Annotated in this window: 13 protein-coding genes; 7 read left to right on the top strand and 6 right to left on the bottom strand. The window is 61.7% G+C overall.

The features are described from left to right. Positions 1–52 precede the first annotated feature (52 nt). The 4 genes from trpB to HX793_RS28795 all read left to right on the top strand — a co-directional run bounded on the left by trpB (position 53) and on the right by HX793_RS28795 (position 4476). Positions 53–1279: a tryptophan synthase subunit beta gene (trpB, locus tag HX793_RS28810; RefSeq protein WP_016978751.1), complete on the top strand. Its 1227-nt coding sequence runs from the start codon at positions 53–55 to the stop codon at positions 1277–1279. After that, positions 1279–2088 (top strand): tryptophan synthase subunit alpha, encoded by an 810-nt coding sequence (gene trpA, locus HX793_RS28805; RefSeq protein ID WP_177058375.1) that lies wholly within the window; start codon positions 1279–1281, stop codon positions 2086–2088. Before trpB ends, trpA begins: the two co-directional genes overlap by 1 nt. A 135-nt stretch (positions 2089–2223) precedes the next feature. Beyond that, a complete protein-coding gene (locus HX793_RS28800) occupies positions 2224–2664 on the top strand; it encodes an anti-virulence regulator CigR family protein (protein ID WP_177053896.1) in 441 nt (146 codons plus the stop codon). A gap of 153 nt (positions 2665–2817) precedes the next feature. Then, the gene (locus HX793_RS28795) at positions 2818–4476 is read left to right on the top strand and encodes an FAD-binding oxidoreductase (RefSeq protein ID WP_177096677.1); all 1659 of its coding nucleotides are present in this window, start codon (positions 2818–2820) and stop codon (positions 4474–4476) included. Between the two features lie 37 nt (positions 4477–4513). Here HX793_RS28795 and HX793_RS28790 read toward each other — a convergent pair whose 3' ends face one another. The 6 genes from HX793_RS28790 to HX793_RS28765 form a co-directional block, all read right to left on the bottom strand. After that, positions 4514–5818 (bottom strand): MFS transporter, encoded by a 1305-nt coding sequence (locus HX793_RS28790; protein ID WP_177058377.1) that lies wholly within the window; start codon positions 5816–5818, stop codon positions 4514–4516. Between the two features lie 178 nt (positions 5819–5996). After that, positions 5997–7145 carry a galactonate dehydratase gene (gene dgoD, locus HX793_RS28785; protein ID WP_003170741.1) on the bottom strand — a complete coding sequence of 383 codons (1149 nt, stop codon included), beginning with the start codon at positions 7143–7145 and terminating at the stop codon, positions 5997–5999. Positions 7146–7193: 48 nt separating this feature from the next. Then, complete coding sequence (locus HX793_RS28780; RefSeq protein WP_016978746.1) at positions 7194–7814, bottom strand: 2-dehydro-3-deoxy-6-phosphogalactonate aldolase; 621 nt, start codon at positions 7812–7814, stop codon at positions 7194–7196. A 1-nt stretch (position 7815) separates the two neighbouring features. After that, positions 7816–8775 carry a 2-dehydro-3-deoxygalactonokinase gene (locus HX793_RS28775; protein WP_177058378.1) on the bottom strand — a complete coding sequence of 320 codons (960 nt, stop codon included), beginning with the start codon at positions 8773–8775 and terminating at the stop codon, positions 7816–7818. Between the two features lie 96 nt (positions 8776–8871). Beyond that, complete coding sequence (locus HX793_RS28770; RefSeq protein ID WP_025999921.1) at positions 8872–9201, bottom strand: DOPA 4,5-dioxygenase family protein; 330 nt, start codon at positions 9199–9201, stop codon at positions 8872–8874. A 31-nt stretch (positions 9202–9232) separates the two neighbouring features. Next, positions 9233–10183, bottom strand: a complete 951-nt coding sequence (locus HX793_RS28765; protein ID WP_177058379.1) for a choline sulfate utilization transcriptional regulator — start codon at positions 10181–10183, stop codon at positions 9233–9235. Between the two features lie 103 nt (positions 10184–10286). On the opposite strand from HX793_RS28765, the gene betC reads away from it, so the two are divergent. The 3 genes from betC (at position 10287) to HX793_RS28750 (ending at position 14432) form a co-directional block, all read left to right on the top strand. Next, entirely contained in the window at positions 10287–11801 is a 1515-nt protein-coding gene (gene betC, locus HX793_RS28760; RefSeq protein WP_177096676.1) for a choline-sulfatase, read from the top strand. A 15-nt stretch (positions 11802–11816) separates the two neighbouring features. Continuing rightward, positions 11817–12731 (top strand): choline ABC transporter substrate-binding protein, encoded by a 915-nt coding sequence (gene choX, locus HX793_RS28755; protein WP_177096675.1) that lies wholly within the window; start codon positions 11817–11819, stop codon positions 12729–12731. A gap of 132 nt (positions 12732–12863) precedes the next feature. Then, complete coding sequence (locus HX793_RS28750) at positions 12864–14432, top strand: SulP family inorganic anion transporter (protein WP_177053903.1); 1569 nt, start codon at positions 12864–12866, stop codon at positions 14430–14432. Positions 14433–14445: the final 13 nt, after the last annotated feature.

Here is a 14445-nt window from a genome sequence, read left to right as displayed (position 1 = left end):
GGGTAGAGTGGCCCTCATTGCTTCCCACACCCCTTCTTTCCTGGAGCGTCCCATGACTCAGTCCCAGACCGATCTACGCAACGGCCCAGACGCCAACGGCCTGTTTGGCGCGTTCGGCGGCCGTTACGTCGCTGAAACCCTGATGCCGTTGATCCTCGACCTGGCCCGCGAATACGAAGCGGCCAAGGAAGATCCGGCATTCAAAGAGGAATTGGCCTACTTCCAACGCGACTACGTCGGACGCCCAAGCCCGCTGTACTTCGCCGAACGCCTGACCGAATTCTGCGGCGGCGCCAAGATCTACCTCAAGCGCGAAGAGCTGAACCACACCGGCGCGCACAAGATCAACAACTGCATCGGCCAGATCCTGCTTGCCCGGCGCATGGGCAAGAAACGCATCATCGCCGAGACCGGCGCCGGCATGCACGGCGTGGCCACTGCCACCGTGGCCGCACGCTTCGGCCTGCAATGCGTGATCTATATGGGCACCACTGACATTGAGCGCCAGCAAGCCAACGTGTTCCGCATGAAGCTGCTGGGCGCGGAAGTGATCCCGGTAGTTGCCGGCACCGGCACCCTGAAAGACGCGATGAACGAAGCCCTGCGTGACTGGGTGACCAACGTCGACAGCACCTTCTACCTGATCGGCACCGTGGCCGGCCCGCACCCGTACCCGGCGATGGTGCGCGACTTCCAGGCCGTGATCGGCAAGGAAACCCGCGACCAGTTGCAAGCCCAGGAAGGCCGCCTGCCGGACAGCCTGGTGGCGTGCATCGGCGGTGGTTCCAACGCCATGGGCCTGTTCCACCCGTTCCTGGACGACACCAGTGTCGAAATCATCGGCGTTGAAGCCGCCGGCCACGGCATCGAGACCGGCAAGCATGCCGCCAGCCTCAACGGTGGCGTACCCGGCGTACTGCACGGCAACCGTACGTTCCTGCTGCAGGATGACGACGGCCAGATCATCGACGCCCATTCGATCTCCGCTGGCCTGGATTACCCCGGCATCGGCCCGGAACACGCGTGGTTGCATGACATCGGTCGCGTCCAGTACACCTCGGTGACCGACGATGAAGCCCTCGACGCCTTCCACAAATGCTGCCGCCTGGAAGGGATCATTCCGGCCCTGGAAAGCGCCCACGCCCTGGCCGAAGTGTTCAAACGCGCACCGACCCTGCCGAAGGATCACCTGATGGTGGTCAACCTGTCCGGCCGTGGCGACAAAGACATGCAGACCGTGATGCACCACATGGAAACCTCTCAGCAGGAGAAACACTGATGAGCCGCCTGCAAACCCGCTTCGCCCAGCTTAAAGAACAGAACCGCGCCGCTCTGGTGACCTTCGTTACCGCTGGCGACCCTGGCTACGACACCTCGCTGGCGATCCTCAAAGGCTTGCCGGCCGCCGGTGCCGACGTGATCGAGTTGGGCATGCCCTTCACCGACCCGATGGCCGACGGTCCGGCCATTCAACTGGCCAACATCCGCGCGTTGAACGCCAAGCAGAACCTGCTGAAAACCCTGCAGATGGTCCGCGAGTTCCGCCAGGACAACAACGACACGCCGCTGGTGTTGATGGGCTACTTCAACCCGATCCACAAATACGGCGTGCCGCAGTTCATCGCCGACGCCAAGGCAGCCGGCGTGGACGGCCTGATCGTGGTCGACATGCCACCTGAACATAACGGCGAACTGTGCGACCCGGCCCAGGCGGCTGGCATTGATTTCATCCGCCTGACCACGCCGACCACCGATGACGTGCGCCTGCCGACGGTATTGAATGGCAGCTCCGGCTTTGTGTACTACGTGTCGGTGGCCGGTGTAACCGGCGCCGGCGCTGCGACCCTGGAGCATGTCGAAGAAGCCGTGACCCGCCTGCGTCGCCATACCGACCTGCCGATCAGCATCGGTTTTGGTATCCGCACCCCGGAACAAGCGGCGGCCATCGCCCGCCTGGCTGACGGTGTGGTCGTAGGCTCGGCATTGATCGACCACATCGCCAATGCCAAGAATGACCAGCAAGCCATCGACGGCGTGTTGAGCCTGTGTGCGGCATTGTCGGAAGGCGTGCGTAACGCGCGTAAGTAAGGGCCCCGTAAGCAGTAGGTAAAGTTCCTGATACAGAGGAATCAACCCGCCCGGGCACGGCCTAAACAGCAAGACCAAGGGATTTCGAACCTCGTTCGAAATCCCTTTTTGTTTGCGTGCCCTGAGGAATACCCGATGAAAATGCCCAAAACCGTGATTGCCAGCCTTGGCGTGCTGGTGCTTGGCGCCAGCGCCCTGGTGCAGGCCGCGCCGTATGACCAAGGTGGCCCCGACCGTGGCGGCCCACAGGGCCAGCACGAACCACGCGGCGACGACCATCGCGGCCCGCAGGACAACCGTCGCGGCGGCCCGCCCCAGGATTTCGGCCCGGTTCGGCAGATCATCCACGACAACCACGGCCAGTTCGCCCGTGGCGCACCGCCACCGCCGAATGTACGCCTGGTGCGTGGCCAGCCGCTGCCCCGGGGCTACTACGGCGAGCGCCTCGACCGCCGCGCCTTGGAGCGCCTGCCGGTGTATCCCGGTTATGAATGGCGCCGTTCGGGGCCGGACGTGGTGTTGATCGCCGTAGGCACCGGCATTGTTTATGAAATCCTCGATGGCGTGCTGAACTGATTTCTTGCACTAGGCTTGAGGGGTGACATCCCGTCACCCCTTGACCACCTCATGCCTATTGCCGTCTAACCTCCCCGCAAGCCTCGTATTCCTTGCCCTCCGGTCGTTAAGTTAGCCGCATCAGAAGTCATCCTTGGCTCCCAGGAGTACATCATGGCATTTGATCTCATTACCCCCTCTGACCGTCGTCATTCAACGCTGCAAAAGGGTTTCAACCTGCGCTGGCCCCTGGGCAATGTGCAGGGTGAGTCGTCGCCCAATGGGGCCGACCGCATCTATATCTGCCATAGCCCTCAGGACGTTATCGACGCCGCTGCCCAAGCATTGGCTGTTCCCAATGGCCGGGTCACGGTGCGCAGCGGCGGCCACTGCTACGAAGGCTTTGTCGCCAACAAGATGCCCGGCAGCCCCAATGAAGTATTGTCGATCCTGGACATCAGTCCGATGAACCACCTGACCTACGATGCCAACGGGCACATCGGTTCCACGTTGATCCCCAGCCAGCCCGAGCGCTACACCGTTCGCCTGGAATCCGGTGGCCAGAACTGGGATGCCTATGTTGCGCTGTACAAGCTGGCCAACAAGACCTTGCCCGGCGGCTCGTGTTATTCGGTCGGACTGGGCGGGCATATTTGCGGAGGCGGCTACGGCTTGCTGTCGCGCAAACACGGTTTAGTGTGCGACTGGCTGGATGGCGTCGATATGCTAGTTCCCAACGCCCAGGGCAACGGTTTGATACCGGTACACGTATCACGCCACAGCACCGGCCCCGACGAGCTCAACCTGTTCGCTGCCTGCTGCGGGGCAGGGGGCGGGCAGTTCGGCATTATCACCAGCTATTACTTCAAGACATTGCCGGACGCCCCCACGGAAGTGCTGTGGTTGGTGCTGGAATGGGATTGGTCCGTGTTAACCAAGACCGCTCTCGACAACCTGCTAGCGGCCTACCAAGCCTGGTTCGCCGACAATCAAAGCAACCCGGACACCTGGGGCCTGGCGACCAAGCTGGAAATGCGCCACCAGCACACCGGCAATGTGACTTTGGGCATTCACTATGTGGACAAGGACGGAGCGTCGGACGACCGGACGTACTTCGACGATTTCGTCAGCAAAATGCTCACTGCCATTGCACTGCCTGCCAGCGAGTCGCTGGTGCCGTTTTACGTGACCCATCTGCCACGCGGCAGCGCCACCGGGCGCACCATCAACTCGCTAGCATCTGCCCAAGACGCCACCCAGCACCTGGACTGGCTGGTGTGCCAGCAGACCTTGAATGGCTCGGGAGATAACCAGCGTGGGCGCTATAAGTCGGCCTACCAGAAAGGTGTGTTCACCCCGCAGGTACTGCAGGCCATCTGGGACACCCTGACCTTGGATGACCCCGATAACCACCTGACCCAAAGCCTGATCCAGATCCAGTCCTTCGGTGGGCGCATTAATGAGCCAGACCCGGCCGTGCGCCGCGAAACCTCGGCGGCGCAGCGCTCTTCCTATTTGAAGTGGCAACCGCAATGTTATTGGCGCGGGGCCAGCGAGGCGGCGGACCAGGCCCACGCGCGCTGGATCCAGGGGCTGTTTTTCAAGGCTTTCGCCAATGATAAGGGTGTGCCGGTCAATGCCGAGTTCGAGGGCTGCTACATCAATTACCCCGACCTCGACATGACGCACCTAGGGGGCGACCCCACCAATCCAAAAAACCCGTCCTGGTATGGGATTTTCTTCCCCAACACTGTCATCGAGCGCCGCTTGAGGGATACCAAACTACGCTGGGACCCGCACAACGTGTTTCGCAACGAGATGTCGGTGCCGTAATCCAAAAAAAGGGCGACCCCAAGGTCGCCCGCTTTTCTTACAACTCGATCCGCTCGACCTTGCCCACCAGCAACACATAGGAAAGCGCCCCGAGCAACGCCAGCACCGCGATATAGGTAATCGCCGGCGCAAACGAATCGCCGCTGGCCAAAAAGCCAATCACGATCGGCGTGGCAATCGCCGACAGGTTGCCGATGAAGTTGAACACCCCACCGGTCAGCCCCAACAGGCGGGCCGGTGCCAGGGTCGAGACCAGCGACCAGGTAATCGAGGCCAACCCATTACCAAAGAACGCCACCGCCAGGAACGCAATCACCCACGCCGTCGAGTCCACGTAGTTGGCGCCGATGATCGCCGTGGAAATCAGCAGCCCGCCGATGATCGGCAACTTGCGCGCAAACCCCACCGACGCGCCGCGGCGAATCAACCAATCGGAAAAGATCCCGGAACACAGCACGCCCACAAACGCCGCCAGGAATGGCAACGACGCCAGCAGGCCGGACTTGATGAAGTCCATGCCGCGATATTTCACCAGGTAGGTCGGGAACCACGTCAGGAAGAACCACAGCGTGGAGTTGAGGCAGAACTGCCCCAGGTAGATGCCCCACAGTTTGCGCTTGCTCAACACGATGCCCAGGTCGACCCAGCTGAACGGCGCCTTGGCGGCTTTTTCCTGCATGTCTACCAGGCCGCCACCTTCACGGATCAGCTCGATTTCAGCAGCGTTCGCGCCTTTGAAATCCTTCGGCTCGCGGTACACCGCATACCAGATGACCCCCCACAGGATGCCAACGCCACCGGTGACGACAAACACCATGTGCCAGCCAAAGGCGTGTTGCAGCCAGGCCAGCACCGGCGTGAGAAACGCCAGCCCGACAAACTGCCCGGAGGTGTAGAAGCCAATCGCCGTGGCGCGTTCGCGCTCGGGGAACCAGGTTGTAACCACGCGGCTGTTGATCGGATAGGCCGGGGCTTCCAACGCACCCACCGCCATGCGCAGCACGAACAACGCGATGAAGCTGGCAGCGAAGCCAAGCATCACAGTAGCGATGGACCACAGTATCAGCGCGGCGGTATAGAGAATGCGCGGCGGCACGCGGTCCACCAGCCAGCCGCCGGGGATCTGCATGGCGGCGTAGGTCCAGCCGAACGCGGAGAAAATCAATCCGACCTGCACGGGATCGATCCCCAGCTCGCTGGTCAGTGCCGGTGCGGCGATGGACAGGTTGCTGCGGTCGAGGTAGTTGATTACCACGGTGATGAACAGCAACACCATGATGAAAAAACGCTTTCGGGTAGGCGTGACTAAAGACGCCTGCCCGGTGAAGGATTCAGGGTGCATGGGGGGTTGCCTCTTCTTATGTTTGTTGAGGACAGGTCTTCACTGTCAGAACACGGTCAGTGTGGGAGCTGGCTTGCCTGCGAAGACGGTGTATCAGTGCCAGAGATGCAAGCTGACCCACCGCCTTCGCAGGCAAGCCAGCTCCCACATTTTTTGATCGCGTTCCTTCAGAGGAATATCACCACTCGGCGAAGCTGCCGTCGGCGTGGCGCCAGATCGGGTTGCGCCAGCGGTGGCCGATGGCCGCGCGTTCGATCACGTATTCTTCGTTGATCTCGATGCCCAGGCCCGGCCCGTTGGGGATCTTCACGAAGCCTTGGTCGTAGTCGAACACACCCGGATCGCGCACGTAGTCGAGCAAGTCATTGCTCTCGTTGTAGTGAATGCCCAGGCTTTGCTCCTGGATAAACGCGTTGTAGCAGACCGCGTCCAGTTGCAGGCACGCCGCCAGGGCAATCGGGCCCAACGGGCAGTGCAGGGCCAGGGCCACGTCGTAGGCTTCGGCCATATTGGCGATCTTGCGGGTTTCGGTGATGCCACCGGCATGGGACGCATCCGGCTGGATGATGTCGACGTAGCCTTCGCTGAGCACACGCTTGAAATCCCAACGCGAGAACAGGCGCTCGCCCAGGGCAATCGGCGTGCTGGTCAGCGGTGCCAGCTCTTTCAGCGCTTCGTAGTTCTCGCTGAGCACCGGCTCTTCGATGAACATCAATTTGTACGGGTCGAGTTCCTTCATCAGCACCTTGGCCATGGGCTTGTGCACCCGGCCATGGAAGTCGACGCCGATGCCGACGTTGGGTCCCACCGCATCCCGTACGGCAGCAACGTTGGCCAGGGCCAGGTCGACTTTTTCAAAGCTGTCGACGAACTGCAGTTCTTCGGTACCGTTCATCTTCACCGCGGTGAAGCCACGGGCCACTGCCTCTTTGGCGGCGCGGGCGGTGTCTGCGGGGCGGTCGCCGCCGATCCACGAGTAAACGCGGATCTTGTCACGCACCTGACCGCCGAGCAGATCGCTGACCGACACACCGAGGGCCTTGCCCTTGATGTCCCACAGCGCCTGGTCGATGCCGGCGAGGGCGCTCATGTGTACGGCGCCGCCGCGGTAGAAGCCGCCACGATAGAGCACGGTCCAGATGTCTTCGATATTGCGTGGGTCTTTGCCGATCAGGTAGTCGGACAGTTCTTCAACGGCAGCGGCCACGGTGTGGGCGCGGCCTTCTACAACAGGCTCACCCCAGCCGGTCACGCCCTGGTCGGTCTCGACCTTGAGGAAGCACCAGCGCGGCGGGACGATAAAGGTCGTCAGTTTGGTGATTTTCATCTGTTATCTCTCTTATAGATGCGGCGCCTGTGGGCGCGAAACTTTGATTCAGCTGAGGGCTTTCCAGGCGGCGACATAAGCCTGGGCGCGGCTCGCTACCTGATCCACGGTCATACCCGGTTTGAACAACCCGGAACCCAGCCCGAAACCTTTGGCGCCGGCGTCGGTGAAGACCTGCATGTTGTCCGGGGTGATGCCGCCCACCGGCAGCAGCAAGGTGCCGGCTGGCAATACCGCCAGCCACGCCTTGATCACCGAAGGGCCCATTTGCTCGGCGGGGAACAGCTTCAGCACGTCGGCACCTTCGGCCAGTGCGGCGAAGGCTTCGGTCGGCGTGGCCACGCCCGGCGACAGAAACAGGCCCGCGGCTTTGGCGGCGCGCAATACCTTGGCATCGCTGTGGGGCATGACGATCACCTGTCCGCCGGCAGCCTTCACTTGCTCAACCTGCTCCGGCGTCAACACCGTGCCAGCACCGATCAGGCAATCAGCGGGCAGGCTGTCGCGCAGGGTGCGGATGCTGGTGTAAGGGTCGGGCGAATTCAGCGGGACTTCGATCACCCGAAACCCCGCCTGGTACAGCACTTGGCCGACAGCCTGGGCTTCGTCCGGGCGAATGCCGCGCAGGATGGCGATCAAACCGTTTTGCGCGAGTGCTTGCTTGAGCATGTCAGGCCTCCAATACAGGTTGAGTGAGCCCGGCCGCCACGGCCAGTTGCCACAGGCCGCGCTCGGTGGCTTCCTGCGCCAGGCTGACGTGGGCAAAGCCGCAAAGGGCGAGGGCACGTTGATAACGGGCGCAAAGGGGCGCGGCGCCGACCAGGATGATCGGCTTGTGTTTGGCGTTGTCGGGCAGACCGGCGAGTTCATGGCCGATAAGCAAGCCGGAGAGGTAATCGGGCTGCTGGTCAGGCGCGAGTTCGCCGGTGAGCCCCAGGGTGCGGGCACTGAACAAGGTGGACAGCACGCCGCGCTGGCCGTCTTCGGAAAGCGCCACGTGCACGCCTCGGTCGAAGGCTTCGACCTGGAATTGTTCGGACGGCAGCTGAGTACGCCCAAGGATGCTGTGTTTGCTCAACACCGCAAACAGTTCGCCGGTCATGAAGGTATCGAAATGCGTGATACAGCCCTCGACCACCTCGACCCACTTGGAATGGCTGCCCGGCAGGCCGATCAACACATCGGCGCCCAGCCCTTGCAGCACGCCCAGCACTTGGGTTTCTTCGCCACGCATCACGTTGGGCAAGCCGACCTGCTCGATCACGCCCGGCACGATGTGCACGTCCACGCCGCGCAGGCTGTGCACCTGATGCAGCGCCTGGCCGAGGCTGGCGACATCGACCGGGGTATTGCGATAGGCCGCTTCGCTCCAGCCCTGGGCGCTGCCGACCATGCCACAGGCGATCACCGGTAACCCCGGCTCGGCGTCGAGCCAATCCCCGCACGCCGCGTCGAACGCCAACTCGAAGCCGTTGCTGCAACGCACACCGACAATGTCCCGGGGCTCGCTGGGCAAATGCATGATGCCCCACGCCAGCGAGCGCTGTTCCAGCACTGTGCCTGCGGGGCCGAGTTTATAAGCACGAAGGGAGCTGGTTCCCCAATCGAGCGCGATCAATTGCGCCTGCATCGCTTCACCTGAGTTCTGAGCGGATGCAGCGAATATAAACCTACGCGAACGAAAGTCTCAATATATAAATATCAATCCCACATTTAGGGACTGCATTTAAGAAAAGGCTGACAGGTTCAGCTCCCGCATCGCCCCCATCCAGACGGCATAGTCAGTGTGGTCCTTCAGGTCATCACCGGTTTCGGGGTGCAGGAACACCACCAGCCCGTTGCGATGGATCACCAACCATGGCAGCACCACACCGATGTACTCAGGATCGAACGCCAGCTGGCAGCTCCAATCCGGGTGCGGGCCCACCGGCCGTTCGTGCACACGGCCCATGCGCAGCGGGAAAAGTTTGGCGGCGTCTTCGCACAGGCTGCGCGCCTGTTCGATCGTGCTGGCGTCGAAGTAGATATGGGCGTGGTAGCCCTTGATACGTTGCATGGCGGACTCCGGATCCAATATGCGCCCGATGCTAGACCGCAATGGACGGCAGAGCCAGCCCGGTCAGCGACTGGGCGCTGCTGGCTTGTTCTGCCACCAACCAGTCGACGAAGCGCTCGACCAACTGCCCCCGACGTTTGCGCTGGGGTTGCACCACGTAATAGCCAAAGCGCGAGATCACCGTGTCGCTGACCGGCCGGCACAACCAGCCCTGTTCCAGCAGGTTATCCACAAGATGGCGCCAGCCGATGGCCACACCCTTGCCGGCGATCGCCGCCTGGATCAACAGGGTGTAGTTGTCGAAGCGCAGTTGGCCCGGCGTCGGTACGCTGGCGATGCCCAGTTCGCGAAACACGCCGCTCCAGTCGAACCACTGGCTGTTGTTTTCTTGGCGCAGGTGCAGCAGCGGGAAATCGTGCAAATTCTGCACAGTCAGCGGCGTGGCCTGGTCCTTGAGCCACTGCGGGCTGCACACCGGGAACACTTCCTCATTGAACAACCAAAGGCTGTCGCCCTGCTTGAAACGGCCGTCACCAAACAACACTGCCACGTCGATATCGCTGCGCAAGGTGGCGTGGTTGCGCTCGCTGGTCACCAGGCTGACATCGACCTGCGGGTTGGCCTGGTGAAATCGATGCAGGCGCGGCATCAGCCAATAAGCGGCGAAGGCGAAGTCGGTGGCGACTTGCAGCACTTCATGCTGGTCCTGCTGGGTAATGAGGCTCAGGCCCTGGTTGATGCCCTGCAAACCGCCCTGCACATGCTCGAACAACAGGGCGCCGGCGTCGGTCAGTTCGATGCCCCGGTAGATGCGATCAAACAGGCGGATCGCCAACTGTTCCTCCAGACGCTTGATCTGTTGACTGATGGCCGGTTGGGTGGTGCCCAGTTCCATCGCGGCGGCGGTAAAACTGCGATGGCGTGCGGCGGCTTCGAAGGCACGCAGCAAATCGAGGGACAGGTCACCAAGGGCTTCATACATAAGCTGTGCTTATCCTAGACATTGCTTTTCATGGGCTTTACCCCAGTTTTCGTGGGCTGCATGCTCATTGGCATAAACACCGCCTATGGAATGCCGATAGATCATGAAGCGCAAGAACATTCTTTTCATCATGGCCGATCAAATGGCCACCCCGTTGCTTCCGTTCTACGGTTCTTCGCCTATCAAGTTGCCCAACCTGAGTCGCCTCGCCGAGCAGGCCGTGGTGTTCGATGCCGCCTATTGCAACAGCCCGTTGTGTGCGCCGTCGCGTTTCACCCTGGTGAGCGGCCAGTTGCCGAGCAAGATCGGCGCTTACGACAACGCCGCCGACTTCCCCGCCGATGTGCCGACCTACGCCCACTACTTGCGCCGCCTCGGCTACCGCACTGCGCTGTCGGGCAAGATGCACTTCTGCGGTCCCGACCAGTTGCATGGCTACGAAGAACGCCTGACCAGCGACATCTACCCCGCCGACTATGGCTGGGCGGTGAACTGGGACGAGCCGGACGTGCGCCCCACTTGGTATCACAACATGTCGTCGGTGCTGCAGGCCGGGCCGTGTGTGCGCACCAACCAGCTGGATTTCGACGAAGAGGTGGTGTTCAAGGCCCAGCAATACCTGTTCGACCATATCCGCGAGGACGGCGACCAGCCGTTCTGCCTGACGGTATCGATGACTCACCCTCACGACCCGTACACCATTCCCAAACCGTTCTGGGACCTGTACGACGATGCCGACATCCCTTTGCCTACAACGCCAGCGCAAGGCGATCTCGACCCGCATTCCCAGCGCCTGCTCAAGGTCTACGACCTGTGGGACAAGCCGCTGCCTGTGGATAAGATCCGCGACGCACGCCGCGCCTATTTCGGCGCGTGCAGCTACATCGACAGCAACGTCGGCAAACTCCTGCAAACCCTGGAAGACACCGGCCTGGCCGACGACACCATCATCGTGTTCTCCGGCGACCACGGCGACATGCTCGGCGAACGTGGCCTCTGGTACAAAATGCACTGGTTTGAAATGGCCGCCCGCGTGCCGCTGCTGGTCAGTGCGCCGGGGCAGTTTGCGGCGGGCCGCGTGAGCAAAGCCGTGTCCACCGCCGACCTGCTGCCGACCCTGGTGGAACTGGCCGGCGGCGAGCTGGACCCGCGCCTGCCGCTGGACGGCCGCTCGCTGGTCCCGCACTTGCAAGGGCAGGGCGGGCATGACGAAGTGTTTGGCGAGTACATGGCCGAAGGCACCATCAGCCCGCTGATGATGATTCGCCGGGGCGCCTACAAATTCATCTACAGCGAAGACGACCCTTGTCTACTGTTCGATGTACACAACGACCCACGGGAGCAGGAAGACCTCAGCCAGTCGCCGCAACACCGGGCGCTGTTTGCAGCCTTCCTGGACGAGGCGCGGGCCAAATGGGACATCCCGGCGATCCACCAACAGGTGCTCGCCAGCCAACGCCGCCGCCGTCTGGTGTTTGAAGCACTGACCCTGGGCAAGCTGAAGAGCTGGGATCACCAGCCACTGGTGGACGCCAGTCAGCAATACATGCGCAACCATATCGACCTCGATGACCTGGAGCGCAAGGCACGTTATCCACAACCCTGCCAAAACCAATAACATTGAGGGAAGGCCATGCAAAAGTTGACTGTCATGCTGGGGCTCCTGGCGCTGGGAAGCGCCAATGTTTACGCAGACGCCAGTTGTGAAACGGTAAAGATGGCCGATCCGGGCTGGAGCGACATCGCGGCCACCAATGCCATCACCGGTTTTCTGCTGACGGGCATGGGCTACAAACCCAAGGTCGACACCCTGGCGGTGCCGATCACCTTTGGTGGCCTCAAGGATGGCCAGGTAGACGTGTTCCTGGGCAACTGGATGCCGGCGCAGCAGGGCTTCTATGACAAGTTCGTGGCCAACGGCGACGTGGTGCAATTGGCGAAGAACCTCGACGGCACCGAGTTCACCCTCGCCGTGCCCGACTATGTGTGGGACGCCGGGGTGCATGACTTTGCCGACCTGAACAAATTTGCCGACAAGTTCGACAAGAAGATCTACGGCATCGGCTCCGGCGCACCGGCGAATATTTCGTTGCAGGAAATCATCAAGAAGAACGACTTCGCGCTCGGCCAGTGGAAGTTGGTGGAGTCCAGCGAACAAGCGATGCTCGCCGAAGTGTCGCGCGCCGTTAAGAAGCAGAAATTCGTGACCTTCCTCGGCTGGACCCCGCACCCAATGAACGTGCAGTTGAAAATGCACTACCTCAAGGGCGGCGAGAAATATTTTGGTGACACCGGCAGCGTGTATACCTTGACCCGCAAGGGCTACGCACAGGCCTGCCCGAACGTAGGAAAACTGCTGACCAACCTGAGTTTTACCCAGGAAATGGAAAACAGCATCATGGCCGAGGTGGCCAACAACAAGGTCAGCAATGCCGATGCGGCGAAGGCGTGGATCAAGGCCAACCCGGCGGTATTGGATAAATGGCTGGAGGGCGTGAAGACCGTAGATGGCAAGGACGCGCTGGCGGCCGTAAAAGCCAAACTCTGAAGATCACACTCCTCTTTGTAGGAGCTGGCTTGCCAGCGAAGAACTCGAAAACGCCGCGTCTTTTCAGACAACCCGCGTTATCGTTACCCCTCTTCGCGAGCAAGCTCGCTCCTACAGTATTCCGAGCGCCCCATGCCCCGGCCCAACCGCCATACACTCTTCCCCTTCCTCGCCTGGCTCCCGCGCCAGACCCGCGCCAGCGTCGGCCGGGATGCGATGGTGGGCCTCAGTGGCGCGGTTCTCGCCTTGCCACAGTCAATTGCCTACGCGCTGATTGCCGGTCTCCCACCCGAATACGGCCTGTACGCCGCAATCATCCCGGTGCTGATCGCCTGCCTCTGGGGTTCCTCCTGGCACCTGATCTGCGGCCCCACGGCGGCGATTTCCATTGTGCTCTACGCCAGCGTCAGCCCCTTGGCCGTGCCGGGGTCGCAGGACTACATCACCCTGATCCTGTTGCTCACCTTCCTCGCCGGGGTTTTCCAGTGGCTGCTGGGCATGCTGCGCTTTGGCGCGCTGGTGAATTTTGTTTCCCATTCGGTGGTGCTCGGTTTCACCCTGGGTGCCGCCGTGGTGATTGCGCTCGGGCAACTGCCCAATATGCTGGGGCTGGATTTACCGAGCCAGGCCACGGCGATCAATAGTCTGCTGACACTGATCCACCACAGCGGTGAATGGGACCACGCGTCCCTCGTTCTCGGACTCGGCACCTTGCTGGTGGGTGCACTGCTCAAATACCTCGTACCACGCTGGCCGACCCTGTTAATCGCCTTGGCGCTGGGTAGCCTGGTGGCGTGGCTGTGGCCGGCGATGTTCGGCCACGTGGCGCTGGTCAGTTCGTTTATCGGCAAACTGCCGCCGTTCAGCCCGTTGCCCATGGACCTGGACGTGATCCTGCGCCTGCTGCCGAGCGCCGTGGCGGTGGGCATGCTGGGGCTGGTGACCAGCTTGTCGATTGCCCGCTCGCTGTCGGCGCGTTCGCAGCAATTGCTCGATGCCAACCAGGAAGTGCGGGCTCAGGGTTTATCCAACATCGTTGGCGGATTTTTCTCCGGGTATTTGTCAGCCGGTTCGTTCACACGCTCCGGCCTCAGCTACGAGGCGGGCGCCTGTTCGCCTTTGGCGGGCGTGTTTTCCGCATTGTGGGTGGCACTGTTTGCGCTGTTTGGCGCGGCATTGATCGCCCATATTCCGATCCCGAGCATGGCGGCGAGCATCTTGCTGATCAGTTGGGGGCTGGTGGACCGTCGCGGCATTCGCGCGTTGTTCCGCGTCAGTCGCGCCGAGTTCGTGGTGATGAGCCTGACCTGCGTCGCCACCTTGCTGTTGGAGTTGCAAACAGCGATTTACGCCGGGGTGCTGGCGTCGCTGTTTTTCTACCTCAAGCGCACTTCGCAGCCACGGGTACAGCAGTGGCGCGATGGCGATGAAGATGTGCTGCGCGTGGGCGGTTCGATCTTTTTCGGCGCCAGCCACTACCTGCAAGTACGCCTGCAAAGCCTGCAGGGCGAACGGGTGGTGATCGAGGCGCAGCAGATCAACTTTATCGACTATTCCGGGGTGGAGATGCTGCACCAGGAAGCGCGGCGGTTGCGGGGGTTGGGGCGCAGCCTGACATTGCGCCGGGCCAGGCCGCAGGTAGTAGAAGAGTTGAAAAAGCTGGAAGGGGCTGACAGCTGCCCTATCAATTTTCAGGATTGAACGCAGTTAAAAA

Origin of the sequence: Pseudomonas reactans, from assembly GCF_013387025.1 — a bacterium.
Classification (GTDB): Bacteria; Pseudomonadota; Gammaproteobacteria; order Pseudomonadales; family Pseudomonadaceae; genus Aquipseudomonas; species Aquipseudomonas reactans.
This window is presented reverse-complemented; position numbering and strand designations above follow the sequence as displayed.

Excerpts from the sequence above, each read along its gene's own strand:
- HX793_RS28770 (WP_025999921.1), bottom strand. The coding sequence starts at position 9,201 with ATGCAACGTATCAAGGGCTACCACGCCCATATCTACTTCGACGCCAGC.
- HX793_RS28800 (WP_177053896.1), top strand. The coding sequence starts at position 2,224 with ATGAAAATGCCCAAAACCGTGATTGCCAGCCTTGGCGTGCTGGTGCTT.
- HX793_RS28765 (WP_177058379.1), bottom strand. The coding sequence starts at position 10,183 with ATGTATGAAGCCCTTGGTGACCTGTCCCTCGATTTGCTGCGTGCCTTC.
- HX793_RS28795 (WP_177096677.1), top strand. The coding sequence starts at position 2,818 with ATGGCATTTGATCTCATTACCCCCTCTGACCGTCGTCATTCAACGCTG.
- HX793_RS28775 (WP_177058378.1), bottom strand. The coding sequence starts at position 8,775 with ATGCAGGCGCAATTGATCGCGCTCGATTGGGGAACCAGCTCCCTTCGT.
- HX793_RS28780 (WP_016978746.1), bottom strand. The coding sequence starts at position 7,814 with ATGCTCAAGCAAGCACTCGCGCAAAACGGTTTGATCGCCATCCTGCGC.
- dgoD (WP_003170741.1), bottom strand. The coding sequence starts at position 7,145 with ATGAAAATCACCAAACTGACGACCTTTATCGTCCCGCCGCGCTGGTGC.
- HX793_RS28750 (WP_177053903.1), top strand. The coding sequence starts at position 12,864 with ATGCCCCGGCCCAACCGCCATACACTCTTCCCCTTCCTCGCCTGGCTC.
- choX (WP_177096675.1), top strand. The coding sequence starts at position 11,817 with ATGCAAAAGTTGACTGTCATGCTGGGGCTCCTGGCGCTGGGAAGCGCC.
- trpA (WP_177058375.1), top strand. The coding sequence starts at position 1,279 with ATGAGCCGCCTGCAAACCCGCTTCGCCCAGCTTAAAGAACAGAACCGC.
- trpB (WP_016978751.1), top strand. The coding sequence starts at position 53 with ATGACTCAGTCCCAGACCGATCTACGCAACGGCCCAGACGCCAACGGC.
- betC (WP_177096676.1), top strand. The coding sequence starts at position 10,287 with ATGAAGCGCAAGAACATTCTTTTCATCATGGCCGATCAAATGGCCACC.
- HX793_RS28790 (WP_177058377.1), bottom strand. The coding sequence starts at position 5,818 with ATGCACCCTGAATCCTTCACCGGGCAGGCGTCTTTAGTCACGCCTACC.